Raw genomic sequence first — 24,842 nt, forward strand, 5'->3', positions numbered from 1 at the left:
GGGAAACCGCACCGCTTCCGACGTCTAGGCCGACATCGGCCGTTGCACCCGGATGGACTGCAGCAGCCCGACCGCCACCCACACCGCGAACATCGACGTGCCGCCGTAGGAGACGAACGGCAGCGGCAGACCCGTCACCGGCATGATCCCCAGGGTCATCCCGATGTTCTCGAAGGACTGGAAGGCGAACCAGGCCACGATGCCCGCGGCGACGATCGTGCCGTACAGCTCCGTCGTCTCACGAGCTATGCGGCAGGCGCGCCACAGGACCACGCCGAGCAGGACGATGATCAGGCCCGCGCCCAGGAAGCCCAGTTCCTCGCCCGCGACGGTGAAGACGAAGTCCGTCTGCTGTTCGGGCACGAACTGGCCCGTCGTCTGGGAGCCGTGGAACAGCCCGGCGCCGGAGAGGCCGCCGGAACCGATCGCGATCCGCGCCTGGTTGGTGTTGTAGCCGACGCCGGCCGGGTCGAGGCTGGGGTTGGCGAAGGCGGCGAAGCGGGCGATCTGGTAGTCGTCCAGGATGTGCAGCTGCCAGACGGCGATCGCGCCGGCCGCGCCCGCGCCGATCAGTCCGAACACCCAGCGGTTGGAGGCGCCGGAGGCGAGCAGCACGCCCAGCACGATGATCACCATGACCATGACCGAGCCGAGGTCGGGCATCAGCATCACGATCAGCATGGGGACGGCCGCGAGGCCGAGCGCCTGGACGACCGTGCGGTGGTCGGGATGGAGCTTGTCGCCGGCGTCGACCCGGGCCGCGAGCAGCATCGCCATGCCCAGGATGATCGTGATCTTCACGAACTCCGAGGGCTGCAGCGAGAAGCCGCCGCCGAGCACGATCCACGAGTGCGCGCCGTTGACCGTGGAGCCGAGCGGGGTCAGCACCGCCAGGATCCCCAGGAGCGAGAGGCCGTAGAGGACCGGTACCGCGTTGCGCAGGGTGCGGTGGCCGAGCCAGACCGTGCCGATCATCAGGGCGAGCCCGATGCCGGTGTTCATGAGGTGCCGGACCAGGAAGTAGTACGGATCGCCCTGGTTGATCTCGGTGCGGTTGCGGGTCGCCGAGAAGACCAGGAGTGAGCCGATCAGCGACAGGGCGATCGCCGACAGCAGTATCGGCCAGTCCAGTCGGCGGGCCAGCGAGTCACGGGCGAAGACCCGGGTCCAGCCGCCCCGCTCGGGCCCGTATCCCGAAACGGAGAAACCGTTCGCGCCGCTCATGTGCACATCCTCCGGCTTCCCCTCTTCCGCCGTCGCCTGCGGGTGTCCCGGTTGGTGCCGGTGTTCTGCCCCGTGGTGCCCGCCGGCTGGGACGCGTCCGGCTCGGGCGCGGTCTTCTGGGCGGCGCGCTGGTCCTTCGCCGGGTCCTTGGAGATCTTCGGGGACTTGATCGTGCCGTCCGCCTGGACCTTCGGCAGGCCGGCCTGCGGGGTGGGCAGCAGGGCGTTCTTCTTGTCGATCTTGCCGTCCTCGGAGACGCCGTACATCGCGTTGTAGATGTGGCGCACGGCCTCACCGGAGGCGCCCGAGCCGGTACCGGCCTGAGCGATCGTCATCACGACCGTGTAGTCCTTGCTGTACGTGGCGAGCCAGGACGTCGTCTGCTTGCCGTAGACCTCCGCGGTACCGGTCTTGGCGTGCAGCGGGATCTCCTCCTGCGGCCAGCCGCCGAACTTCCAGGCGGCGGTACCGCGGGTGACCACGCCCTCCAGCGCGGCGTCCATGCCCTTGAGCGTCGCCTTGGTGACCGGCAGCCTGCCCTTGACCTTGGGCTTGATCTCCTGGACGGTCTTGCCGTCGGCGCTGACGATCGCCTTGCCGATGGTCGGGGTGTACATCGTGCCGCCGTTGGCGAGCGCCCCGTAGATCACGGCCTCCTGGATCGGGGTGACGAGGGTGTCGCCCTGACCGATGGAGTAGTTGATCGAGTCGCCCTCGCGCATCTTGTTGCCCTCGAGGCAGTTCTCGTACGCGATCTTCTCGACGTAACTGCCGTCCTTCTTGCCGGACTTGCACCAGGAGTCCTTGTTGGCCTTCCAGTAGGACTCCTTCCACTGGCGGTCCGGGACGCGGCCGGTGACCTCGTTGGGCAGGTCGACGCCGGTCTCCTTGCCGAGGCCGAACTGGTGCGCGGCCTTGTAGAAGTAGTCCTTGGGCTCACCCTTCTTCGGGTTGATGCCGCCGTCCTTCTTCCACTCGCGGTCCGCGAGGCCGTAGAAGACGGTGTCGCAGGAGACCTCGAGGGCCCGGCCGAGCGAGATCGGGCCGAAGCTCTCCCCCTCGAAGTTCTTGAAGACCTGGCCGCCCACCGAGTACGAGCTGGTGCAGGGGTAGCCGCCGTCCCACTCGTAGCCCGCCTCGACCGCGGCGGCCGTGGAGACCACCTTGAAGGTCGAACCGGGCGCGGACTGACCCTGTATGGCCCGGTTCAGCAGCGGGTAGTCGGAGTTCTTCCCGGTGAGCTTCTTGTAGTCCTTGGCGGAGATGCCGCCGACCCAGACGTTGGGGTCGTAGGCCGGGGCGGAGGCCATGGCGACGACCCGGCCGGTCTTGGCCTCCATCACCACGACCGCCCCGGAGTCCGCCTTGTAGTTCTCGCCGGTGATCTTGTCGAACTGCTGGCGGGCGATCTTCATCGCGTTCTTCAGCTCGTACTCGGCGACCCGCTGGACGCGGGCGTCGATGCTGGTGACGAGGTTGGAGCCGGGCTGGGCCGCGTCCGCCTCGGCCTGGCCGATGACCCGGCCGAGGTTGTCGACCTCGTAGCGGGTGACGCCGGCCTTGCCGCGCAGCTCCTTGTCGTACTGCCGCTCCAGGCCGGAGCGGCCGACCTGGTCGGAGCGCAGATAGGGCGAGTCGGTGTCCTGGGCCTTGGTGATCTCCTCGTCCGTGACCGGGGAGAGGTAGCCGAGGACCTGGGCGGTGTTGGCGTTGCCGGGGGCCGCGTACCGGCGCACGGCCTCGGGCTCGGCGGTGATGCCCGGGAAGTCCTCGGCGCGCTCGCGGATCTGCAGGGCCTGCTTGGCGGTGGCCTCGTCGGTGATGGGGATCGGCTGGTAGGGCGAGCCGTTCCAGCAGGGCTGCGGGGTCTTCGCGTCGCAGAGCCGGACCTTCAGCATGACGTCCGCGGGCTTCATGCCGAGCACGCCCGCGAGCTTGGTCAGGACCGCTTTGCCGTCGTCCTTCTGCTTCAGCAGCTCGGTGCGGGAGGCGGAGACCACGAGCCGTGTCTCGTTGTCGGCCAGGGGCACCCCGCGCGCGTCCAGGATCGAGCCGCGCACGGCGGGCTCGACGACCTGCTGGACGTGGTTGCCGGAGGCCTCCTTGGCGTACTCCGCGCCCTCCCGGATCTGCAGGTACCACAGGCGGCCGCCGAGGGTGCCGAGCAGGGAGAGGACCAGGATCTGGATCACGACGAGCCGGATCTGGACCCGTGGGGTCCGACCGGTCTCGGGGATGTTGGTCACTGCGGCTGTCTCCCCCTCTCAGTGTGCGAACGTGTGTGCGCGGACAGCGCCGCGGACGGCTGTGCGTACGAATGATGAACGACCGGCCGATGAGGCCCCGTTCCGCCGGAACTTCCCCGTTCGGGTGAATCCTCGCCCGGCCCTTCGGGTGAGCCCGCGGATGGACCGTCCGGTGAACCCGGGGATGGACCGTCCGGTGAACCGGGGGATGGACCGTCTGGTGAACCCGCCCGCGCTCACAGCCGCTTGACCCCCTTGATGCGCCCGGCCCGGGTCGCCCGCGACCTGGCCGCCTTCAGCTTGAGTCCGCCGCGCTGACCGCCGATCCGCAGGCCCGTCCCGGAGGAGAGCCAGCCCGAGGAGATGTCGGCGCCCTTGGCGGCGGAGTTGGTCTCGGCGAGCGGATCGTTGTCGGCGCGTCGCGCCAGGAACATGACCGCGGGGACCACGAACGGCGCGAGCAGCAGGTCGTACAGGGCGGCCGTGAACAGCAGCCCGGTGAGGCCCACATGACGGGCGGCGGTGTCGCCGACGAGGGCGCCGACCCCGGCGTACAGCAGGGTGGAGCCGATGGCGGCCGCGACCACCACGACCATCGGGCCGGTGGCCGACTTGATCTGCCCGGTCTCGGGCTTGACGAGCCCGGCGAGGTAGCCGATCACGCACAGCACGAGGGCGTAGCGGCCGGCGGCGTGGTCCGCGGGCGGCGCCAGGTCGGCCAGCAGGCCGGCACCGAAGCCGATGAGGGCGCCGCCCACATGGCCGTACACCATGGCCAGGCCCAGGACGGTGAGCAGCAGGAGGTCGGGGACGGCGCCGGGGAGGTGGAGCCGGGCGAGGACGCTCACCTGGATCACCAGGGCCACGACGACCAGCGGGACGGAGAGCAGGATCCGGTTGACGCGCATGGGGGTTGTCAGCTCCTACTGCTGCTGGCCGTCTTCGGGTGCGTTCGCGTTCGGCGTGACCGTGACGGTCACCGTCGGCGTGGGGACCGGCTTGGGCTTGGTGGGGAGCACGGTGTCGCGCGGGTCCTTCTTCGGGGCCTCGACGACGACGCCCACGATGTCGAGCTTGGTGAAGCTGACGTACGGCGTGACGTAGAGGGTGCGGGTGAGGTCGCCGCCGGAGGGGTCGACGCGGGAGACGACGCCGACGGGGACGCCGGGCACGAAGGGCTTGTCGGCCTGCGAGCCGAAGGTGACCAGCCGGTCGCCCTTCTTCACGTCGGCCTTGCCGTTGAGGAGTTCCACGCGCAGCGGCCTGTCGCCCTGCCCGGAGGCGAAGCCCAGCTCGTCGGAGGCCTCCATCCGGGTGCCGACGGTGAAGTCGGGGTCGCTGGCCAGCAGCACGGTCGCGGTGTCGGGCCCGACGGTGGTGACCCGTCCGACCAGCCCGTCCCCGTTCAGGACCGTCATGTCGCGCTTGACGCCGTCGTGCGCGCCGACGTCGATGGTGATCGTCCAGGAGAAGCCCTGGGCCGCTCCTATCGCGATGACCTCCGCGCCCTTGATGCCGTACTGGCCGGCGCCGGCGACTTTCAGGATCTTGTCGAGCTGCGTCAGCCGGCTGCGGTTGCGGTCGTCGCTGCCGAGCTTCGCCTTGAGCGCCGCGTTCTCCTGCTCCAGACCGGCGAGCCGGTCATGGCGTTCGCCGGAGTCACGGACCGCGGACACGGCGTTGCCGACGGGGTCCACCGCCGACGACACGCCGTTCTCGATCGGACCGAAGACCGTGGCCGCGGCCTGCCGGGCCCCGTCGACCGGCGAGTCCTCACCGCCGCGGATGTCCACCGTGATCAGCGCGAACGCGACGGCGATCAGCAGCACCAGGAGCAGCCGGCTCTCTCGTGTGTCCCTCACGTGCGGCGGCCGTGCCCTTCCTCGAGAGAAAAACCCAGAAACAGGAATCAGGAAGCAGATCAGGAATTGGGGTAGCCCCGGGCCAGGACGGCCAAGGGCGCTTTGTCGGAGCTTATGCCTCTGGATCAACGATCCGCCGCACGAGAGGAGATCATCCCGTACGGCGGAATCGAAGCGTTACGTCATCTGCGGGGCGCGGCGTCCAGCACCTGCTGGAGCGCCTCGAACTCCTCGACGCACTTTCCGGAGCCGAGCGCGACGCTGTCCAGCGGGTCTTCGGCGATGTGGATGGGCATGCCGGTCTCCCGACGCAGCCGCTCGTCCAGCCCGCGCAGCAGGGCTCCGCCGCCGGTCAGAACGATTCCGCGGTCCATGATGTCGCCGGACAGCTCCGGCGGACACTTGTCGAGGGTGGTCTTCACGGCGTCGACGATCGCGTTGACCGGTTCCTCGATCGCCTTGCGCACCTCGGCGGCCGAGATGACGACCGTCTTGGGCAGCCCGGAGACGAGGTCACGGCCGCGGATTTCGGTGTGCTGGTCGTCGTCGAGGTCGTACGCCGAACCGATCGTGATCTTGATCTGTTCGGCGGTCCGCTCACCGAGGAGGAGGCTGTACTCCTTCTTGATGTGCTGGATGATCGCGTTGTCCAGTTCGTCGCCCGCGACACGGATGGACTGGGCGGTCACGATGCCGCCGAGGGAGATGACCGCGACCTCCGTGGTGCCGCCGCCGATGTCCACCACCATGTTCCCCGTGGCCTCGTGGACCGGCAGGCCGGAGCCGATGGCCGCGGCCATGGGCTCCTCGATGATGTGCACCTGGCGGGCGCCGGCCTGGGTCGACGCCTCGATGACGGCACGGCGCTCGACGCCCGTGATGCCCGAGGGCACGCAGACGACGACTCGCGGCCGAGCCAGATACCGCCGCTTGTGGATCTTCAGGATGAAGTAGCGGAGCATCCGCTCGGTGATCTCGAAGTCGGCGATCACGCCGTCCTTCAGCGGGCGCACGGCAACGATGTTGCCGGGCGTGCGCCCGATCATCTTCTTCGCTTCGGCGCCGACCGCGAGGATGCCACCGGTGTTGGTGTTGATCGCGACGACGGACGGCTCGTTGAGTACGATCCCGCGACCCCTGACGTACACCAGCGTGTTGGCGGTCCCGAGGTCGACAGCCATGTCACGGCCGATGAACGACATTGAGTTCCCCATCAGGATTCGACTGGCCTTCCATGAGCTTTGAGGGCTTTTCAGGTCGGCGAGGTGGGTGCTGTGACGTGAAGGCTTCCATCGTAAACGCGCCTGCACGAACACTGCGGAGCGGTCTCCGCCATTGTTTGCAGATGCTGTGTGGGTTCGCTTCTGGAGACGGGCGTTCGGGGGCTCACGTTCCCTCGATCGCCCGCTTCAGCAGCGTCAGGCGTGGGGGCGTCAGGCCCGGCCGGGGAAGAAGATCTTCACCTCGCGCTCGGCGGACTCCTCGGAGTCGGAGGCGTGGATCAGGTTCTCGCGGACGATCACACCGTAGTCGCCGCGGATGGAGCCGGGGGCGGCGGCGATCGGGTCGGTGGGACCGGCGAGCGCGCGCACGCCCTCGATGACCCGCTCGCCCTCGACGATCAGCGCGACGACCGGGCCGGAGGCCATGAAGTCCACCAGCGGCTCGTAGAAGGGCTTGCCCTTGTGCTCGCCGTAGTGCTGCTCCAGCGTGTCCTGGTCCAGCGTGCGCAGCTCCAGCGCGGTGATCTGCCAGCCGGCCTTGCGCTCGATACGGCTGATGATCTCGCCGGTCAGGCCACGACGGACGGCGTCGGGCTTGAGCAGGACGAGGGTGCGCTGGCTCACGAGGTGACTCCTTCTACTGCCGGTGTGTGCGGTGGGATGAGGTTACAGGTCGTGTCCGGGCGTCTGTTACGCAGCGTCAGCGGTATCCGCAGAGCCTGCGGCGGCCTGCGCGGCGAAGCGCGCCTTCGCCTCGTCGACCTTGCGTCCGAAGTGCACCGACGCCCACCACAGGGCCCCGAAGAGCACCCCCATGACGAACATGAAGGGGACGAAGAAGCCGGACGCGACGAGGGCGATCTGCAGCGCCCAGCCGAGGGCCACGCCGCCGGGCCGGGTGACCATGCCGCACAGCAGCACGCTGAGGAGCATGGCGACGCCGCAGACCGTCCACACCGTGGACATGGACAGGTCGGGGTCCTTCATGGCGACCAGACCGGCGAAGCCGATGACGAAGAACTCGCCGATCAGGGTCGAGGAGCAGAGCGTACGCATGATGGGGGACCTCAGCCCTTCCCGAGGAGCAGTCGGGCCTCGCCGACGGTGATGACGGAACCGGTGACCAGCACGCCCCCGCCGGAGAACTCGCCCTCTTCCTCGGCGAGGGTGATCGCCGCCTCCAGGGCGTCGGGCAGCCGGGGCTCGACCTGGACGCGCTCGTCGCCGAACACCTCGACGGCGATCGCGGCGAGCTCGTCGGCGTCCATCGCGCGGTGGCTCGTGTTCTGGGTGATCACGACCTCGGCGAAGATCGGCTCGAAGGCCTCCAGGAGCCCGCGCACGTTCTTGTCGCCGCTGGCTCCGACCACGCCGATCAGCCGGCTGAAGTCGAAGGCCTCCCCCACGGCCTCGGCGGTGGCCCGGGCGCCGGCCGGGTTGTGCGCCGCGTCCAGGACGACGGTCGGGGACCGGCGGACGACCTCCAGGCGGCCCGGCGAGGACACGGCCGCGAACGCCTTGCGCACGGTGTCGATGTCGAGCGGCTCGGGCCGCTGGGAGCCGACGCCGAAGAACGCCTCGACGGCGGCGAGCGCGACGGCCGCGTTGTGCGCCTGGTAGGGGCCGTGCAGCGGCAGGTACACCTCGGGGTACTCGCCGCCCAGTCCGCGCAGGGTGACCAGCTGCCCGCCGACGGCGACCTGACGCGCGACGACCCCGAACTCCAGCCCCTCCCTGGCGACGGTCGCGTCGACCTCGACGGCCTTCTTCAGCAGCACCTGGGCCGCGTCGACCGGCTGCTGGGCCAGGATGACGGTGGCGTCCTGCTTGATGATCCCGCTCTTCTCGGCGGCGATCGCGGCGGGCGTCTCGCCGAGCCGGTCGGTGTGGTCCAGGTCGATCGGCGTGACGACGGCGACGTCGCCGTCGATCACGTTGGTGGCGTCCCATGAGCCGCCCATCCCCACCTCGACCACGGCGACGTCGACGGGCGCGTCCGCGAAGGCGGCGTAGGCCATGCCGGTGAGGACCTCGAAGAACGACAGCCGGTACTCCTGCATGCCGTCGACCATCTCGACGTACGGCTTGACGTCCTGGTACGTCTCGATGAACCGCTCGGCGGAGACCGGGGCGCCGTCGAGGCTGATCCGCTCGGTGATCGACTGGACGTGAGGGCTCGTGTACCGGCCGGTGCGCAGCTCGAAGGCGCCGAGCAGGGCCTCGATCATGCGGGCCGTGGAGGTCTTGCCGTTCGTGCCCGTGATGTGGATCGACGGGTACGAGCGCTGCGGCTCGCCCAGCACGTCCATCAGCGCGGCGATCCGGCCGACGGAGGGCTCCAGCTTCGTCTCGCCCCAGCGGGTGGCCAGCTCCGCCTCGACCTCGCGCAGGGCCTTGTCGACCTCGGGGTCCTCGGGGCGCGCGGGCACATCGGCCTGCGGGGCGCCGCCCTGGGTGCGCAGGGTGCGGCTGCCGGCTTCGATGACCGCGAGATCGGGGTCGCGGTCGGTCTCCTCGGCGATGATCTCGTCGAAGGGATCGAGGGGGTCGAAGGGGGCGGGCAGGTCGTCTGGGTTGCCGTTCGGGGGGAGCTCGCTCACGGGGCCAGTCTACGGACGACCGCTGACAGACGTGGGCGAAGGCCCCCGGAACCGTGCTGGTCCCGGGGGCCTTCGTCGACGTGCTGCCCGTCACGCCTGCGGCAGGCGCTCCAGCTGGGTCTGGATGCGGGCGATGTCCTCGTCCGCCTTGGCGAGGCGGGTGCGGATCTTGTCGACCACGTTGTCCGGGGCCTTCGCCAGGAAGGCCTCGTTGCCCAGCTTGGCGTTGGCCTGGGCCTTCTCCTTCTCGGCGGCGGCCAGGTCCTTGGCCAGGCGCTTGCGCTCGGCGGCCACGTCGATGGTGCCGGACAGGTCCAGCGCGACCGTGGCGCCCGCGACGGGCAGGGTCGCCGTCGCGGAGAAGCTCTCGCCCTCCGGCTGCAGGCGCAGCAGCTGGCGGACGGCCGCCTCGTGCGCCGCGAACGGCGTGCCGTCCAGGGTGAGGCGGGCCGGGACCCGCTGGCCCGGCTGCAGGCCCTGGTCGGCGCGGAAGCGGCGGACCTCGGTGATGACGGACTGCAGGCTCTCGATCTCCTGCTCCGCGGCCGCGTCCCGGAAGCCGCCGGGGGCGTCGGCCCCGGGGACCAGCACGGCGGTCGGCCACTCGGCGACGACGACGGACTCGCCGCCGGTCAGCGTCGTCCAGAGGGTCTCCGTGACGAACGGGACGATCGGGTGCAGCAGCTTGAGGGTGACGTCGAGGACCTCGCCGAGGACACGGCCGGAGACCTTCGCGGGCTCGCCGCCGGCCATGAACGTCGTCTTGGACAGCTCGACGTACCAGTCGAAGACCTCGTCCCACGCGAAGTGGAACAGCGCGTCGGAGAGCTTCGCGAACTGGAAGTCCTCGTAGAGCGCGTCGACTTCGGCGACGACCGAGTTGAGGCGGGAGAGGATCCAGCGGTCGGTCGCCGACAGCTTCGAGGCGTCCGGCAGCGGGCCGTCGACCGTGGCGCCGTTCATCAGCGCGAAGCGCGTCGCGTTCCAGATCTTGTTGGCGAAGTTGCGGGAACCCTGGACCCAGTCCTCGCCGATCGGGACGTCGACGCCGGGGTTGGCGCCGCGCGCGAGGGTGAACCGGAGCGCGTCGGAGCCGTACTTGTCCATCCAGTCCAGCGGGTTGACCGCGTTGCCGAAGGACTTCGACATCTTCTTGCCGAACTGGTCGCGGACCATGCCGTGCAGGGCGATGGTGTGGAACGGCGGGGTGCCGTCCATCGCGTACAGGCCGAACATCATCATCCGGGCGACCCAGAAGAAGAGGATGTCGTAGCCGGTGACCAGGACGGAGTTCGGGTAGAACTTCGCGAGCGACTCGGTCTGTTCGGGCCAGCCGAGCGTGGAGAACGGCCACAGGCCGGAGGAGAACCAGGTGTCGAGGACGTCGGTGTCCTGACGCCAGCCCTCGCCGGTCGGCGCCTCCTCGTCGGGTCCGACGCAGACGACCTCGCCGTTCGGGCCGTACCAGACCGGGATGCGGTGGCCCCACCACAACTGCCGCGAGATGCACCAGTCGTGGAGGTTGTCGACCCAGTCGAAGTACCGCTTCTCCATCTCCTGCGGGTGGATCTTGACGCGGCCGTCACGGACGGCGTCGCCGGCGGCCTTCGCCAGCGGGCCGACCTTGACCCACCACTGCATGGACAGGCGCGGCTCGATGGTGGTCTTGCAGCGCGAGCAGTGGCCGACGGAGTGGGCGTACGGCCGCTTCTCGGCGACGATCCGGCCCTCGGCGCGCAGCGCGGCGACGATGGCGGAGCGGGCCTCCAGCCGGTCCAGGCCCTGGAAGGGGCCGTGGGCGGTGATGACGGCGTGCTCGTCCATGACGGTGAGCGACGGCAGGTTGTGGCGCTGGCCGATCTCGAAGTCGTTCGGGTCGTGCGCCGGGGTCACCTTGACGGCGCCGGTGCCGAACTCCGGGTCGACGTGGGTGTCGGCGACGACCGGGATGGAGCGGTCGGTCAGCGGGAGGCGGATCTCCTTGCCGACCAGGTGCTTGTAGCGCTCGTCGTCGGGGTGGACGGCGACGGCCGTGTCGCCGAGCATCGTCTCCGCGCGCGTGGTGGCGACGACGATGGTGTCGTCCCCCTCGCCGTACTTCATGGAGACGAGTTCGCCGTCGTCGTCCTGGTACTCGACCTCGATGTCGGAGATCGCGGTCAGACAGCGCGGACACCAGTTGATGATGCGCTCGGCGCGGTAGATCAGCTCGTCGTCGTAGAGCCGCTTGAAGATGGTCTGGACGGCCTGGGAGAGGCCCTCGTCCATGGTGAAGCGCTCGCGCGACCAGGCGACGCCGTCGCCGAGGCGGCGCATCTGGCCGCTGATCTGGCCGCCGGACTCGCCCTTCCACTGCCAGACGCGCTCGACGAACGCCTCACGGCCGAGGTCGTGACGGGACTTGCCCTCCTTGCCCAGTTCGCGCTCGACGACGTTCTGCGTGGCGATGCCGGCGTGGTCCATGCCGGGCTGCCACAGCGTCTCGAAGCCCTGCATGCGCTTGCGGCGGGTGAGGGCGTCGATGAGCGTGTGCTCGAAGGCGTGGCCCAGGTGCAGGCTGCCCGTGACGTTCGGCGGCGGAATGACGATGGTGTACGGCGGCTTGTCGCTCTTCTCGTCCGCCTCGAAGTAACCCCGCTCCACCCAGCGCTCGTACAGCGGCCCCTCTACGTCGGCCGGCGCGTACTGGGTCGGCAGTTCGGTGTGGGGCGCTGATGGCTGCTGCTGAGCGTTCTCGGTCACGCGCCCAGTTTAGGGGTGTCACGGGGCCGTCCCGAAACGTGTTTCCTCTGTAACGGTGGGGGCCCCGCTGCCGTGCGGGCGTTGGGTTTGAGCCAGGATGTGAAAATCACATAAGCATCTGGAGGGGAACCCAGGAATGAGTCACAACCAGCCGGGCCCGTACGGCGGGCAGCCCCAGCAGCCCGGACCGTACGGCCAGCCCGGCCCGTACGGCCAGCAGCCGCAGGCGCCGCAGCCCGGCTACGGCTACCCCCAGCAGCCTCCCGCCCCGCAGCCCGGCTACGGCTACCCGGCGCAGCCGCCGCAGGGCGTGCCCCCGCAGGCCCCGCCCTACGGCCAGCAGCCCCCGTACGGCCAGCAGCCGCCCTACGGCCAGCCTCCCTACGGCGTCCCGCAGCCCCCGGCGCCGGGCGGCGGCGGCAAGAAGGCGGGCATCATCGTCGGCGCGGTGGCGGTCGTGGCCGCGATCGGCGTGGGCGCGTACTTCGTGCTCGCCGGGAGCGGCGGCGCCGGTGGCCTGCAGGACGACGGCGCCCACAAGCTGGACACCCCGGCAACCGTCCTCACGGACTACAAGCGGGCCTCCAAGGAGGGTGCGAGCGCGACGGAGGGCTCGGCCGCCGACCTGGAGAAGAGCGGCGTCAAGAACGGCAAGAGCGTGATCGGCGTCTACTCGACCGCGGACCTGACCGGGTACGACCCCGCTGACCCGAGCACCGTTCCCGACGCGTCCGAGCTCGCGACGGCCAAGGGCATCACCTACGCCGGCGCCTACGGGACGATCGACGACCCCGAGAAGGCGCTCGACCTCTTCTTCGCCAACTTCAACAAGTCGTCCCAGAAGAGCTCCTCCAGCAGCACGGGCTCCGAGACCAAGCTGGTCGGCGAGCCCGAGGAGGCCGACCTCGACGGCGCGGTCATGAAGTGCCAGGCGGCCACGGGCAAGGACACCGTCAGCAAGCAGGAGAAGACCGACTGGTTCTGCGCGTGGGCGGACTACAGCACCATCGCCATGGTCTCGCCGGGCGACGCCACGAAGGGCGTCACCAAGGACGTGGCGATCGACATCACCACGAAGCTGCGCGACGAGGTCCGCGTCAAGGCGTGACGACGCCGCACACGACGAAGGGGCCCCGGTCGGTCGACCGGGGCCCCGTCGTCGTACGGGTGCCGCCTAGGCGGTCTTCTGCTCGCCCGGGCCGCGGCCACCCCGGGCGTCGCGGGGGATCAGGGTCGGGTTGACGTTGGAGAGGACGACGTCCGCCGTGATGACCACGCGGGCCACGTCCTTGCGGGACGGGACCTCGTACATGACCGCCTGGAGGACCTCCTCCATGATGGCGCGCAGACCGCGGGCGCCGGTCTGGCGCAGGATGGCCTGGTCGGCGATGGCCTCCAGGGCCTCGCGCTCGAAGTCCAGCTCCACGCCGTCGAGTTCGAACAGCCGCTGGTACTGCTTGACCAGCGCGTTGCGCGGCTCGATCAGGATCTGCAGGAGCGCCTCGCGGTCCAGGTTGTGGACCGAGGTGATGACCGGCAGACGGCCGATGAACTCCGGGATCATGCCGAACTTGACCAGGTCCTCGGGCATGACGGCCTCGAACTGGTCCTTGGACTCCAGCTCGCGCTTGGAGCGGATCGTCGCGCCGAAGCCGATGCCCTTGGCGCCGGCCCGGGTCTCGATGATCTTCTCCAGGCCCGAGAAGGCGCCGCCCACGATGAACAGCACGTTCGTCGTGTCGATCTGGATGAACTCCTGGTGCGGGTGCTTGCGGCCGCCCTGCGGCGGAACGGAGGCGGTGGTGCCCTCCAGGATCTTCAGCAGGGCCTGCTGCACGCCCTCGCCCGACACGTCGCGCGTGATCGAGGGGTTCTCACTCTTGCGCGCGACCTTGTCGATCTCGTCGATGTAGATGATCCCGGTCTCGGCCTTCTTGACGTCGTAGTCGGCCGCCTGGATCAGCTTCAGCAGGATGTTCTCGACGTCCTCGCCGACGTAGCCCGCCTCGGTCAGCGCGGTGGCGTCGGCGATCGCGAAGGGGACGTTCAGCATGCGCGCGAGGGTCTGCGCGAGGAGCGTCTTGCCCGAGCCGGTGGGGCCCAGCAGGAGGATGTTGGACTTCGCCAACTCGATGGCGTCGTCGCGCCCTTGGGCGCCGCCGTTCTCACCGGCCTGGACGCGCTTGTAGTGGTTGTACACCGCGACCGACAGGGCCTTCTTGGCGGGCTCCTGGCCCACCACGTAGCCCTCGAGGAACTCGTAGATCTCGCGTGGCTTCGGGAGTTCCTCCCAGCGGACCTCGCTCGTCTCCGCGAGCTCTTCCTCGATGATCTCGTTGCAGAGATCGATGCACTCGTCGCAGATGTAGACACCGGGCCCTGCGATGAGCTTCTTGACCTGCTTCTGGCTCTTGCCGCAGAACGAGCACTTGAGCAGATCGCCGCCGTCACCGATGCGTGCCACGGTGTGCTTCCCCTTCGCCTGGGAGACGCCTGGACGCTTTCGAATCCAGCGGCTCCTGGTGCTGCCTTATTCCGACGGTACCTTGCCTGGGCCCCCGTTCGGGCCCCCCTTGGCACGGTTCACTGCGACGTGGACCGTGTCACACCGTGCCGAGGGGCCCTGAACGGGACGACCGCGAACGTCAACGAAGAGACTCGTTGTTCAACTTCCGGGTGGAGATGATCTGGTCGATCAGGCCGTACGACAGGGCGTCCTCGGCCGTGAGGATCTTGTCGCGCTCGATGTCCTCGCGGATCTTCTCGATCGGCGTGGTCGAGTGCTTGGCCAGCATGTCCTCCAGCTGCGCGCGCATCCGGAGGATCTCGTTGGCGGCGATCTCCAGGTCGGAGACCTGTCCGCGGCCGGTCTCACTGTACGGCTGGTGGATGAGCACGCGCGCGTTCGGCAGCGCCATGCGCTTGCCCGGCGTACCGGCGGCCAGCAGGATCGCGGCGGCCGAGGCCGCCTGGCCCATGCAGACCGTCTGGATGTCGGGCTTCACGAACTGCATCGTGTCGTAGATCGCCGTCAGCGCCGTGAAGGAGCCGCCGGGGCTGTTGATGTAGACCGAGATGTCCCGGTCGGGGTCCATCGATTCCAGGCACAGCAGCTGCGCCATGACGTCGTTGGCGGAGGCGTCGTCGATCTGCACGCCGAGGAAGATCACGCGCTCCTCGAAGAGCTTCGCGTACGGGTCGTACTCGCGGATGCCCTGGGAGGTGCGCTCGACGAAGCGCGGGATGACGTAGCGGGACTCGGCGCGGGGGCCGGTGTATTCGGCCTCGGTGCGGGCGTAGATGCCGCTGCCGGGGAAGTCGTTCACGGTGTCTCCTGAAGAGGGGGCTGGGGCGGTGGGCTGGAGGGGCTGGAGAGGGGCTCTGACGGCTTCTGAGGGGCTCCGGGCCCCGCTGGGAGGCTCCGGGTGGCCCGGGGGCCCCGAGGGGCTTCCCGGGCCACCCGGAGCCTCCCAGCGGGCTCCTGGAGCCTCGGAAGGGATCAGGGGCTCAGGATGCTCCGGGGAGCGCCCTGGGCGGCCCTGCCGCCGTCGGCGGCCTCGCTCAGGCCGCCCCGGTACCGCCGCCGCCCGGCATGCCGGCGGCCGTCGGGATGACGTCGTCGATGAGGCCGTACTCCTTGGCCTCGAACGCGTCGAACCACCGGTCGCGGTCCGAGTCGCGGGTGATCTGCTCGACCGACTGGCCGGTGTGCTGCGAGGTCAGCTCTGCCATGCGCTTCTTGGTGTGCAGCAGCCGCTCGGCGTGGATCTTGATGTCCGAGGCCGACCCCGCCAGGCCCGCGGAGGGCTGGTGGATCAGGATCTCGGCGTTCGGCAGCGCGAAGCGCTTGCCGGGGGTGCCCGCACTGAGCAGGAACTGGCCCATGGAGGCTGCCAGGCCCATGGCGATGGTCACCACGTCGTTCTTGATGAACTGCATGGTGTCGTAGATCGCCATGCCGGCCGTGATGGAGCCGCCGGGGCTGTTGATGTACAGGTAGATGTCCTTGTCCGGGTCTGCGGCAAGGAGCAGCAACTGTGCGGTGATCTTGTTGGCGATGTCGTCGTCGACCGGCTGGCCGAGGAAGATGATCCGCTCGCCGAGCAGCCGGTTGTAGACCTGGTCGCCGAGGCCACCACCGATGGAAGGCTCGCCGGCGGCGGAGGGCATCAGATTCGTCACGTATCCACCTGCTCGTCTTACGACGGCGCCGGGCCGTCTCACGTGTACTGCCTGGGGCTCGGGGACTCCCCTGCCCTCGTACTCATGGACCCTAACGCGCGGGTCCCTTCGGGGAATCCCGGAGAGGAGAGTGTTCGCCGGGGGCGTAGTCGGCCGGGGCCCGTACGGCAGGCGCACGACAGCACGGGAGCACGACAAGACAGAGGGGCCCCGGAGCGCATCCCCGCCCCGGGGCCCCTCATGTCTGCGTCAGAGGCGACGCGAGGCGTGTCAGGCCTCGGACTTCTCCTCGGAGGACTCCGTCTCGGAGGTCTCCGCGTCGGCGGCGGCCTCCGCGGTCTCCTCCTCCTCGTCGTCCAGGTCGATGACCTCGCCGTTGGTGTCCTTCACCGTGGCGGACTCGACGACCGTGGCCAGCGCCTTGCCGCGAGCGACCTCGCCGACCAGCAGCGGAACCTGACCGCCCTCGACGACCGCCTGGGCGAACTGGTCGGGGGACATGCCAGAGGAGGCGGCACGGCGCATGAGGTGCTCGGTGAGCTCCTCCTGGTTGACGTTCAGCTTCTCGCGCTTGACGAGCTCGTCGAGCACGAACTGGGTCTTGATGCCCTTGACCGCGGCCTCGCGGGTCTCGGTGTCGAACTCCTCGGCGGTCTTGCCCTGGATCTCGAGGTACTTGTCGAGGTCAAGGCCCATCTGGCCGAGCTGGTGGTGCTCCAGGTTGTGCTTGCGGGTGTTGATCTCGTCCTCGAGCAGCTTCTCGGGGACGGGCACCTCGACGAGCTCCAGCAGCTTCTCCAGGACGCGCTCCTGGGCCTGCGTGGCCTGGTCGTACTGCTTCATGTTCTCGAGGCGCTTGCGGCTGTCGGCCTTGAGCTCCTCGAGGGTGTCGAACTCGGAGGCGAGCTGCGCGAACTCGTCGTCCAGCTCGGGGAGCTCGCGGGCGGCGACCTGGGTGACCTTGACGGTGACCTCGGCCTCCTTGCCGGCCGCGGAGCCGCCCTTCAGCTCGGAGGTGAAGGTGGCCTCGCCACCGGCCTCCAGGCCCTTGACGGCCTCGTCGATGCCGTCCAGCAGCTCACCGGAGCCGATGGTGTAGGAGACGCCGCTCGCGACGCCGTCCTCGAGGACCTCGCCGTCGACCTTGGCCTCCAGGTCCACCGTCACGACGTCGCCGTCCGCGGCGGCGCGCTCGACCGGCGAGGTCGAGGCGAAGCGCTCACGGAGCTGCTCGACCGACTTGTCGATGTCCTCCTCCGTGACCTCGACGGCGTCGACCTCGACCTCGATGGTGGAGAAGTCCTCGGGGAGCTCGAGGGCGGGACGGACGTCGACCTCGGCGGTGAAGTTCAGCGTCTCGCCGTCCTTCAGCTCCGTGATGTCGACCTCGGGCTGGCCGAGGACGTCGATCTCGGCCTCGTTGACCGCCTCGGTGTAGAACTTCGGCAGCGCGTCGTTGACGGCCTCCTCCAGCACGGCGCCACGGCCGAAGCGCTGGTCGATGACCCGGGCGGGGATCTTGCCCTTGCGGAAGCCCTTCACCGTGACCTGCTGGTTGATCTTCTTGTACGCCGCGTCGAGGCTGTCCTTGAGCTCCTCGAAGGGCACCTCGATGCTGAGCCGAACCCGGGTCGGGTTCAGGGTCTCCACGGCGCTCTTCACGGTTCGGTCTCCTTGGGGGCTGACTTCTTGGTTTCTGCCGGAGCCAGACCGGCTCCGGCGGATTCGCCGCCCGGAGGACTTCAGAGGATGAGGACATACGGGCGTGCAGCTTGCATAGTAACGGCAGCGACGACACGCCCCAAAGGCGATCAAGCGACGTGACCGCGCAGGTGGCCGGTGACGACCGGGGGCGACCGCGGTCGGTGGTCGGGGTGGCGGGATTTGAACCCACGGCCTTCCGCTCCCAAAGCGGACGCGCTACCAAGCTGCGCCACACCCCGTCTGGTGCGACACGTAGGGTACATGCCCGCAGGCCCTCTGACCGCCGCATTTGCCGAGCCTCCGGGCGGGCCGCGACGGGGCGGGGAAACGCGGTGTGCGACACAGCCCGCCGACCCGCTACGATGCGTGCAGTGCCGCGGTCCACCGACCTGCGGCGCGTCGCGTGCGGGCGTAGCTCAATGGTAGAGCACTAGTCTTCCAAACTAGCTACGCGGGTTCGATTCCCGTCGCCCGCTCCAGAAGACGCAGGGCCAGGCCGGAGGTTCATTCCTCCGCCTGGCCCTCGTCGTTTTCCGAGGACGCCGATCAGTCCGCCGCGTCCCGCGTCTGACTCACGGACTGGCGAGCGCACCTCTTTTCGAGGGGTGGTGCCTCAGGGCGCCGGCTCAGGGCGCGCTCATCACCGGGCATGGAGGCCCGCCTGCGCCCCTGATCGTCGAATACGGCCAAATCGCGACCTACTGGGATCCGGTCAGATTCGCTCACACTCAAACACATGGGGGCGATTCGGGATCGTGACCGGTTGGCATGCCATCGCTGCGGGGAGACCGGCCTCACCGTGCGTGAACGCGGACGGTTCGGTCTCATGGCGAGCTACTGCGAGACGTGCTGGAACGGCTTCGCCAACGAGATGGCCGAGGCCGACGGGGCGACAGCCGCCCCCAGACCGGATCCCGACCCCGACGACGCGACATGGATCGAGCCACCGCTCTGCCCGGAATGCGGCGCTTCCGTTCGCGTGTATCCCACCAACTACGACCGATGGGTCAGTCTCGCCATGGTGGAGTTGCCCGCCAAAGACGTCCCGGAGGCCTTCAGGTGGCGCTTGACGAGGCTTCCGGGCCGATCCCTCATCACCACGGACGTCGTGGCCGTACGGGTCCGCGGAATCGATCCGCTCCCGGGCGAACCCGTCGTGCCGGCTCACCGCATGACGTGCGTCCCCGAGTGGGGGGAGCCGTAGATCACGCGGCAACCACGGTTCGGGGGCGCCGCCCCGGCGCTTCGGCCGGTCGGACCGCCGGGCTCAGAAGCTGATGGAGTTGATCGTGTCCGCGAGGGAGTTGAGGAATCTGTTGATCGACGGCGCCATGCCGGTCGAGGCGAGGAAGAAGCCGAACAGGATGGCGACGATGGCCGGGCCCGCCTTGATCGACCCTCCTCGGATCAGCACGACCAGGATGATCGCCAACAGCAGCACCACTGACAGTGAAATGGCCACAACTGATCACACGCCCTCGGTCGGTCCGCACTCCCGAGACCATCGTGCCACCAACCCGGCCTCCCTATGCGGCCCGTGACGCATCATCGCGCGGCCGACTCCGAACGTGAGTGCGCCGGACGACCACGGGAGGGCTTATCCGTACGGGAATTGGGGCGGTCGGTTTCCATATCCGCACAACGTGTGCGCAGGTAATTCGAATTGTGGTCGCGGTCTCGTCAAATGCTGCCGCACAACCGGCGTTATGCACCTTTTAGTCGGGATGAATCATGACATCACGGCCGACTGCGCGTTACCGTCGCCGCTCGATCACGCGTCCAGAACGTGAATAACGAGGAATGACCTGGGGCGTTTTACGAATACGCGCGCGCGACGCTAGGGTGCATCGAATGTTCCACGCCGCCTCGTCTCTCGTTCCGAGCCCCCGCTCGCCCCAGAACCGGAACGGTCAGCAGAACGATCAGCACGACGGGTCACCCGACCGGCCTCGGGACAGATCCGCCGGTCGAACGTCCCCGCGTCCCGCCACGCAGCGTGACGCGTTCTTCGACAACGCCAAGTACCTGGCGATCGTGCTGGTGGCGCTGGGCCATTCCTGGGAGCCGCTCAAGGGCGACAGCCGGGTGCTGCAGGCCGCGTACATGCTCGTGTACACGTTCCACATGCCGGCTTTCATCGTCGTCTCCGGGTTCTTCTCCCGCAGCTTCGACGGCAGCCCCGGCCGGCTGAAGCGGCTGGTCACCGGAGTCGCCGTGCCGTACGTCGTGTTCGAGAGCGCGTACCCGCTCTTCAAGCGCGTCGTCGACCACGACCCCCAGGCCGCCATCACCCTGCTCGACCCGTACTACCTGACCTGGTTCCTGTGCGCGCTGTTCATCTGGCGGCTGACGACCCCCATCTGGAAGATGGTCCGCCACCCGCTGCCGGTCGCCCTGGGCATGGCGATGCTGGCCTCCCTCACCCCGGCCTTCGGCGGCGATCTGGACCTCCAGCGCGTCCTGCAGTTCCTGCCCTACTTCGTGCTCGGCCTGTGCCTGCGGCCCGAGCACTTCCGGATGGTCCGCCGCCGCGCGGTGCGGATCGCGGCCGTCCCGGTGTTCGCCCTCTCCCTGGCCTTCTGCTGGTGGGCGGTGCCGAGGATGAACACCGGCTGGCTCTACCACCGCGCGTCCGCACAGGAGTTGGGCCTGCCGTGGTGGGTCGGTCCCGCCATGCAGCTCGCCCTGTTCGGCTGCTCGCTGCTGCTGACGGCCTGCTTCTTCTCGTGGGTGCCGGGCCGCACCATGTGGTTCACGGCGCTCGGCGCGGGCACGCTGTACGGCTATCTGCTGCACGGCTTCCTGATCAAGGGCGCCGACTACCGCGGCTGGTTCGACCAGCCCGCGCTGCACCGGCCGCTCGGCGAGATCGCCGTCAGCGTCGCGGTGGCCGTGGCCGTCACCCTGCTGTGCACCCCGCCCGTACGGCGCGTCTTCCGGTTCGTCGTAGAGCCGAGAATGGCGTGGTCGTTCAAGCCGGACGCCGCCGAACTCGCCCGTGAGCGCGGGAAGCAGGAGCGGAAGCAGCGGCAGGAGCCCGGGCGCCGAGAGCGGCTCGAGGTTCAGAAGAGCTGATCCGTCAGGCCGAGAAGTGCGCGCATCCGTGCGTACTTCTCGGTCAGCCGGGTGCGCGTCCGCTCGTCCAGGACCGCCAGCCGCACCGGGTCCGCGTTGTGCGCCAGATCCGCTTCCTTCACCAGCAGGGCTCCCGGGGTCGCCAGAATGCGCCCCGCGTACGCCTCCGGCGTCTCCCCCGCCCGCTTGGTGACCGCCCGGACGACCGCCTTCGTGCGCTCGCTCAGGGCGGCTCCGTCCAGCCAGGCCTCGGGCAGGGCGTCGTCCTCCACGGCGTCGTGCAGCCAGGCGGCCGCGATCTGGTCGGGGTCGCCGCCCCGCGCGCGTACGCCTTCCGCGACCGCCCGGAGGTGCTCGGCGTAGGGCCGGCCCGCCTTGTCCGTCTGCCCCTCGTGGGCGGCGCGGGCCAGGGTCTCGATCTCGGACAGGGTCAGCATGACGGGTCCTCCTTCGCAGGAGCTCGGGCGAGGTCGGACGAGCTCGGGACGGCGTCGCGGAGCCGGGGCCCCGCGGGTCTCAGGAGAGCGCCGCGGACACGGCCGTCGGGCCCTCGCGGCAGATCAGCAGCAGGGCCCGGTCGTCGTTGACGTCCTTGGCCACCGCCTCGATCAGATGCCAGGCGGCGCCCTGGAAGCCGCCGGCCACGTAGCGGTCGGCCTCGCCGGTGAGGCGGTCGATGCCCTCGACGATGTCCCGGTCGGACGTCTCCACCAGGCCGTCGGTGAAGAGCATCAGCACGTCGCCGGGGCGCAGCGAGCCTTTCACCGGGTCGAACTGGGCGCCGTCGTACACCCCGAGCAGGGGGCCCTCGGCGGCCTTCTCCTCCCAGCGGCCGCTGCCGGCACTGAGCTGGAGGCCCGGCGGGTGGCCGGCCGAGTAGAGCTCGTAGTCGCCGGAGTCGAGGTCGAGGACGAGGTGGATGGAGGTCGCGAATCCCTCGTCCCAGTCCTGGCGGAGCAGATAGCCGTTGGCGGCCGGGAGGAAGGCGTGCGGGGGCAGGGAGCCGAGGAGGCCGCCGAAGGCGCCCGAGAGCAGCAGCGCGCGCGAGCCGGCGTCCATGCCCTTGCCGGAGACGTCCGTGAGGACGACCTCCAGGGTGCGGCCGCCGTTGGTGCGGGCCGCGACGACGAAGTCGCCGGAGAAGGACTGGCCGCCCGCGGGCCTGAGCGCCATCTCGCGGTGCCAGCCGTGCGGCAGCCCGGGCAGCTTGCTCTGCACGCGGATGCGTTCGCGCAGGTCGAAGAGCATGGTGCCGCCGCGCCGCCAGGGCACGCCGACCCGGCTGCGGAACTGGGCGATGAGAAGACCGAAGAAACCGCATGCGGCCACCACGAGCACCACGCCGGGCGTGACCCGGGACGGGCCCTCGGTGTACGGGCCGAGTTGCACCGACTCCACGATGAGCGCCGTGGCCGCCGCCGCGTACAGGCCGAGGAGGCTCGACGGGCGCAGCAGCAGACCGCCGGCGACGATCGGCAGGACGAGGGCGGCCGGGGAGCACCACACCGAGTTGGCGAGCGTGGTGACGGCGATCAGCGGGACGGTGAGCAGCAGGAAGGCGAGCGCGATCCAGTCCGAGCCGTCGCCGCGGAAGTAGTCCACGGCGCTTCTGCGCACGCCGGTCCGGACCCGGTGCATCCAGTGCCTCATCCGGGCCGTCAACGTCTCGGCTTCCGCGCGCCGCTGTCGTCCTGCTGCCATTAGTTCGGGACCCTATCCATCGAACCCGCCGCTTGGCACGGGAGGTCCCACTTGTCCCCCCTCCGAGGCTCAACTTCACAGTGAACTTGAAGGAAAGCGCTCGCGCCGCAAGGTGGGTGAAATTCCCTGGCTCGTCCCGCATCGGACTGCTAGGCATGGATTCATGGCGAGCGAGGCGACAGGGCGAATGCGGGTACTGCGGCGGGATGAATGGGACGAGTGGTACGACACTCTCCTTCGCGCCTTCGGCGGGGTCGGAGAATCGGACGAGGAGCGGGCGCTCTACAGGGCGCTCACCCCGTACGAACGCTCCCTCGGAGTGTGGGACGGCGCCGCGTGCGTGGCGACGGCCGGGGCGTACGACTTCCGGATGACCGTGCCGGGCGGGGCGTCGGTCCCGACGGCGGGCGTGACGATGGTCGGCGTGAGCGCGACGCACCGGCGGCGCGGGGTGCTGACGTCGATGATGCGGCGGCAGCTGGACGACGTGCGGACCTGGGGCGAGCCGCTGGCGGCGCTCACCGCGTCCGAGCCCGCGATCTACGGGCGGTTCGGGTACGGCACGGCGACCTTCGGGCTGAACGCCGAGATCGACCTCGGCCGGGTACGGCTGTCCGTCCCGCCCGGCACGGACGACGTGCGGGTGCGGTACGGCGACCCCGGCGCCGAACTCGCGGCGTGCGAGGGGGTGTACGCGCGGACGGTGCCCGGCCGGGCCGGGATGCTCGCGAGGCGGCCGGGCTGGGAGCGGCTGGGGCTGCTCGATCCGGAGAGCGATCGGGGCGGGGCGTCCCCGCTGCAGTGCGCGCTCGCCGAGCGGGACGGCGAGGTCACCGGGTACGCGCGCTTCCGGGTGCTGCCCCGGTGGACGGACAGCGGGCACGACGGGCAGGTGCAGGTGCAGGACCTGGCCGCGGTGGACCCGCTGTCGCAGGCCGCGTTGTGGCGGTTCCTGTTCGAGATCGACCTGACCACCACGCTGAGGCTGCGTGGACGCCCGGTGGACGAGGCGTGGCGGCATCTCGTCTCCGACGTCCGGCGGTGTGCACTGCGGGTGCGGGACTCGTTGTACGTACGGCTGGTGGACGTCGCGGCGGCGCTGGAGGCGCGGACGTACCAGGCGCCGGTGGACGTGGTGCTGGACGTCGAGGACGCCTTCTGCCCCTGGAACTCGGGGCGTTGGCGACTGTCGGGGGACGCCAAGGGCGCGGTGTGCGAGCGCACGACCGACGCCGCCGATCTCGCCCTGTCCGCAAGGGAGTTGGGGTCGGCGTATCTCGGCGGGGTGAGCCTCGGGGCGCTCGGCGCGGCCGGGCGGGTGCGGGAACTCAGGCGGGGGGCGCTGACGGAGGCGGCGGTGGGGTTCGCATCGGTCACGGCTCCGTGGCTGCCGCACGGGTTCTGACACGGGGCCGGGCCCGGGCTCCGAGCGGGGCGGTCAGCCCTTCTGGCAGGTCGGGCACCAGAAGAGGTTGCGGGCCGCGAGGTCGGCGGTGCGGATGGCGTCGCCGCAGAGGTGGCAGGGCTGGTGGGTGCGGCGGTAGACGTACACCTCGCCGCCGTGGTCGTCGACGCGGGGCGCGCGGCCCATCGCCTCCGGGGTGTGCTGCGGGCGGACCGTGTCGATGCGGTTGTTGCGGACGCCCTCGCGCATGAGGGCGACGAGGTCGGTCCAGATCGCGTCCCACTCGTCCGGGGTGATGGTCCTGCCCGCCCGGTACGGGTCGATGCCGTGCCGGAAGAGGACTTCGGCGCGGTAGACGTTGCCGACGCCCGCGATGACCTTCTGGTCCATGAGCAGGGCGGCGATCGTCGTACGGCTGCGGGAGACGCGGGCGTGGGCGACGCGCGGATCGGCGTCGGCGCGGAGCGGGTCGGGGCCGAGGCGGGCGTGTACGGCCTGCTTCTCGACGTCCGTGATCAGGGCGCAGGTGGTGGGGCCCCGCAGGTCCACGTACCCGGTGGGGCCGGCCAGGCGGAGGCGGACCGTGTCGGTGGGCGGGGGCGCGGGGGCGTCGCCGAAGGCGACCTTGCCGAAGAGGCCGAGGTGGATGTGGATCCACCGGTCGCCGGCGAACCCGAGGAAGAGGTGTTTGCCGTGGGCCTCGGTGCGGGTGAGCGGGGTGCCGGTGAGAAGGGCGGCGGCGTCGGCGAACTTGCCCTGGGGGCTGCTCACCTGGGCGGGGCGGCCGGCGAAGCGGGCGTAGTCCTGCGCCAGCCGGTGGATCGTGTGCCCTTCTGGCACCGGGGTCTTCCTTTCCTCACCGCCCGCCCGTCCGACGC

21 protein-coding genes and 2 tRNA genes are annotated in these 24,842 nt (G+C 69.8%); 5 read left to right on the plus strand and 18 right to left on the minus strand.

The window, feature by feature from the left end; translation table 11 throughout:
* Positions 1-24: 24 nt before the first annotated feature.
* From rodA to ACZ7DE_RS07365, 9 genes are all read right to left on the minus strand, one after another.
* Positions 25-1,224, minus strand: a complete 1,200-nt coding sequence (rodA, locus tag ACZ7DE_RS07325; protein WP_470758739.1) for a rod shape-determining protein RodA — start codon at positions 1,222-1,224, stop codon at positions 25-27.
* Complete coding sequence (gene mrdA / locus ACZ7DE_RS07330; protein WP_470758740.1) at positions 1,221-3,470, minus strand: penicillin-binding protein 2; 2,250 nt, start codon at positions 3,468-3,470, stop codon at positions 1,221-1,223. Before mrdA ends, rodA begins: the two co-directional genes overlap by 4 nt.
* A gap of 236 nt (positions 3,471-3,706) precedes the next feature.
* Positions 3,707-4,378, minus strand: a complete 672-nt coding sequence (gene mreD / locus ACZ7DE_RS07335) for a rod shape-determining protein MreD (protein ID WP_470758741.1) — start codon at positions 4,376-4,378, stop codon at positions 3,707-3,709.
* A 15-nt stretch (positions 4,379-4,393) separates the two neighbouring features.
* The gene (gene mreC / locus ACZ7DE_RS07340; RefSeq protein ID WP_470758742.1) at positions 4,394-5,332 is read right to left on the minus strand and encodes a rod shape-determining protein MreC; all 939 of its coding nucleotides are present in this window, start codon (positions 5,330-5,332) and stop codon (positions 4,394-4,396) included.
* A 182-nt stretch (positions 5,333-5,514) separates the two neighbouring features.
* Entirely contained in the window at positions 5,515-6,534 is a 1,020-nt protein-coding gene (locus ACZ7DE_RS07345; protein ID WP_020127820.1) for a rod shape-determining protein, read from the minus strand.
* 231 nt (positions 6,535-6,765) lie between these two features.
* Positions 6,766-7,179 carry a nucleoside-diphosphate kinase gene (ndk, locus tag ACZ7DE_RS07350; protein WP_393251511.1) on the minus strand — a complete coding sequence of 138 codons (414 nt, stop codon included), beginning with the start codon at positions 7,177-7,179 and terminating at the stop codon, positions 6,766-6,768.
* Positions 7,180-7,245: 66 nt separating this feature from the next.
* Complete coding sequence (locus ACZ7DE_RS07355) at positions 7,246-7,611, minus strand: DUF4233 domain-containing protein (RefSeq protein WP_470758743.1); 366 nt, start codon at positions 7,609-7,611, stop codon at positions 7,246-7,248.
* Between the two features lie 11 nt (positions 7,612-7,622).
* On the minus strand, positions 7,623-9,155 hold the full coding sequence (gene folC / locus ACZ7DE_RS07360) for a bifunctional tetrahydrofolate synthase/dihydrofolate synthase (RefSeq protein WP_470758744.1): 1,533 nt from the start codon (positions 9,153-9,155) through the stop codon (positions 7,623-7,625).
* Between the two features lie 90 nt (positions 9,156-9,245).
* Positions 9,246-11,897, minus strand: a complete 2,652-nt coding sequence (locus tag ACZ7DE_RS07365) for a valine--tRNA ligase (protein ID WP_470758745.1) — start codon at positions 11,895-11,897, stop codon at positions 9,246-9,248.
* Between the two features lie 136 nt (positions 11,898-12,033).
* On the opposite strand from ACZ7DE_RS07365, the gene ACZ7DE_RS07370 reads away from it, so the two are divergent.
* Complete coding sequence (locus ACZ7DE_RS07370) at positions 12,034-13,005, plus strand: hypothetical protein (RefSeq protein ID WP_470758746.1); 972 nt, start codon at positions 12,034-12,036, stop codon at positions 13,003-13,005.
* A 66-nt stretch (positions 13,006-13,071) separates the two neighbouring features.
* Here ACZ7DE_RS07370 and clpX read toward each other — a convergent pair whose 3' ends face one another.
* The 5 genes from clpX to ACZ7DE_RS07395 form a co-directional block, all read right to left on the minus strand.
* Positions 13,072-14,361, minus strand: coding sequence for an ATP-dependent Clp protease ATP-binding subunit ClpX (gene clpX / locus ACZ7DE_RS07375; protein WP_079662266.1), 1,290 nt, complete (start codon positions 14,359-14,361; stop codon positions 13,072-13,074).
* Positions 14,362-14,542: 181 nt separating this feature from the next.
* Positions 14,543-15,223, minus strand: coding sequence for an ATP-dependent Clp protease proteolytic subunit (locus ACZ7DE_RS07380; protein ID WP_470758747.1), 681 nt, complete (start codon positions 15,221-15,223; stop codon positions 14,543-14,545).
* 235 nt (positions 15,224-15,458) lie between these two features.
* Positions 15,459-16,067, minus strand: coding sequence for an ATP-dependent Clp protease proteolytic subunit (locus ACZ7DE_RS07385; protein WP_030779489.1), 609 nt, complete (start codon positions 16,065-16,067; stop codon positions 15,459-15,461).
* Between the two features lie 282 nt (positions 16,068-16,349).
* On the minus strand, positions 16,350-17,741 hold the full coding sequence (gene tig / locus ACZ7DE_RS07390) for a trigger factor (RefSeq protein ID WP_470758748.1): 1,392 nt from the start codon (positions 17,739-17,741) through the stop codon (positions 16,350-16,352).
* Between the two features lie 204 nt (positions 17,742-17,945).
* Positions 17,946-18,022: transfer RNA gene (locus ACZ7DE_RS07395), tRNA-Pro, on the minus strand.
* A 166-nt stretch (positions 18,023-18,188) separates the two neighbouring features.
* Between ACZ7DE_RS07395 and ACZ7DE_RS07400 the strand changes: the two genes are divergently transcribed.
* Both ACZ7DE_RS07400 and ACZ7DE_RS07405 read left to right on the plus strand, forming a co-directional pair.
* A tRNA-Gly gene (locus ACZ7DE_RS07400) sits at positions 18,189-18,262 on the plus strand.
* A 347-nt stretch (positions 18,263-18,609) separates the two neighbouring features.
* A complete protein-coding gene (locus ACZ7DE_RS07405) occupies positions 18,610-18,987 on the plus strand; it encodes a DUF6083 domain-containing protein (protein ID WP_470758749.1) in 378 nt (125 codons plus the stop codon).
* A gap of 63 nt (positions 18,988-19,050) precedes the next feature.
* Here ACZ7DE_RS07405 and ACZ7DE_RS07410 read toward each other — a convergent pair whose 3' ends face one another.
* Entirely contained in the window at positions 19,051-19,245 is a 195-nt protein-coding gene (locus ACZ7DE_RS07410) for a hypothetical protein (RefSeq protein WP_108999428.1), read from the minus strand.
* Positions 19,246-19,634: 389 nt separating this feature from the next.
* On the opposite strand from ACZ7DE_RS07410, the gene ACZ7DE_RS07415 reads away from it, so the two are divergent.
* Entirely contained in the window at positions 19,635-20,858 is a 1,224-nt protein-coding gene (locus ACZ7DE_RS07415) for an acyltransferase family protein (protein WP_470758750.1), read from the plus strand.
* Here the strand turns inward: ACZ7DE_RS07415 and ACZ7DE_RS07420 are convergent.
* Positions 20,846-21,295 (minus strand): HD domain-containing protein, encoded by a 450-nt coding sequence (locus tag ACZ7DE_RS07420; protein ID WP_470758751.1) that lies wholly within the window; start codon positions 21,293-21,295, stop codon positions 20,846-20,848. The genes ACZ7DE_RS07415 and ACZ7DE_RS07420 overlap by 13 nt on opposite strands.
* A gap of 79 nt (positions 21,296-21,374) precedes the next feature.
* Entirely contained in the window at positions 21,375-22,559 is a 1,185-nt protein-coding gene (locus ACZ7DE_RS07425) for a SpoIIE family protein phosphatase (protein ID WP_470758752.1), read from the minus strand.
* A gap of 163 nt (positions 22,560-22,722) precedes the next feature.
* Between ACZ7DE_RS07425 and ACZ7DE_RS07430 the strand changes: the two genes are divergently transcribed.
* Complete coding sequence (locus tag ACZ7DE_RS07430) at positions 22,723-23,964, plus strand: GNAT family N-acetyltransferase (protein WP_470758753.1); 1,242 nt, start codon at positions 22,723-22,725, stop codon at positions 23,962-23,964.
* Between the two features lie 33 nt (positions 23,965-23,997).
* Here the strand turns inward: ACZ7DE_RS07430 and ACZ7DE_RS07435 are convergent, their stop codons facing one another.
* On the minus strand, positions 23,998-24,804 hold the full coding sequence (locus ACZ7DE_RS07435) for an Fpg/Nei family DNA glycosylase (RefSeq protein WP_470758754.1): 807 nt from the start codon (positions 24,802-24,804) through the stop codon (positions 23,998-24,000).
* Positions 24,805-24,842 lie beyond the last annotated feature (38 nt).

The sequence above is a fragment of the Streptomyces sp. NPDC037083 genome, assembly GCF_055606485.1.

What these genes read in the sequence shown, in the direction of transcription:
- rodA (WP_470758739.1), bottom strand. Translation starts at nt 1,224, where the DNA reads ATGAGCGGCGCGAACGGTTTCTCCGTTTCGGGATACGGGCCCGAGCGG.
- mreD (WP_470758741.1), bottom strand. Translation starts at nt 4,378, where the DNA reads ATGCGCGTCAACCGGATCCTGCTCTCCGTCCCGCTGGTCGTCGTGGCC.
- ACZ7DE_RS07345 (WP_020127820.1), bottom strand. Translation starts at nt 6,534, where the DNA reads ATGTCGTTCATCGGCCGTGACATGGCTGTCGACCTCGGGACCGCCAAC.
- ACZ7DE_RS07355 (WP_470758743.1), bottom strand. Translation starts at nt 7,611, where the DNA reads ATGCGTACGCTCTGCTCCTCGACCCTGATCGGCGAGTTCTTCGTCATC.
- ACZ7DE_RS07370 (WP_470758746.1), top strand. Translation starts at nt 12,034, where the DNA reads ATGAGTCACAACCAGCCGGGCCCGTACGGCGGGCAGCCCCAGCAGCCC.
- ACZ7DE_RS07385 (WP_030779489.1), bottom strand. Translation starts at nt 16,067, where the DNA reads ATGCCCTCCGCCGCCGGCGAGCCTTCCATCGGTGGTGGCCTCGGCGAC.
- ACZ7DE_RS07405 (WP_470758749.1), top strand. Translation starts at nt 18,610, where the DNA reads ATGGCGAGCTACTGCGAGACGTGCTGGAACGGCTTCGCCAACGAGATG.
- ACZ7DE_RS07415 (WP_470758750.1), top strand. Translation starts at nt 19,635, where the DNA reads ATGTTCCACGCCGCCTCGTCTCTCGTTCCGAGCCCCCGCTCGCCCCAG.
- ACZ7DE_RS07420 (WP_470758751.1), bottom strand. Translation starts at nt 21,295, where the DNA reads ATGCTGACCCTGTCCGAGATCGAGACCCTGGCCCGCGCCGCCCACGAG.
- ACZ7DE_RS07425 (WP_470758752.1), bottom strand. Translation starts at nt 22,559, where the DNA reads ATGGCAGCAGGACGACAGCGGCGCGCGGAAGCCGAGACGTTGACGGCC.
- ACZ7DE_RS07430 (WP_470758753.1), top strand. Translation starts at nt 22,723, where the DNA reads ATGGCGAGCGAGGCGACAGGGCGAATGCGGGTACTGCGGCGGGATGAA.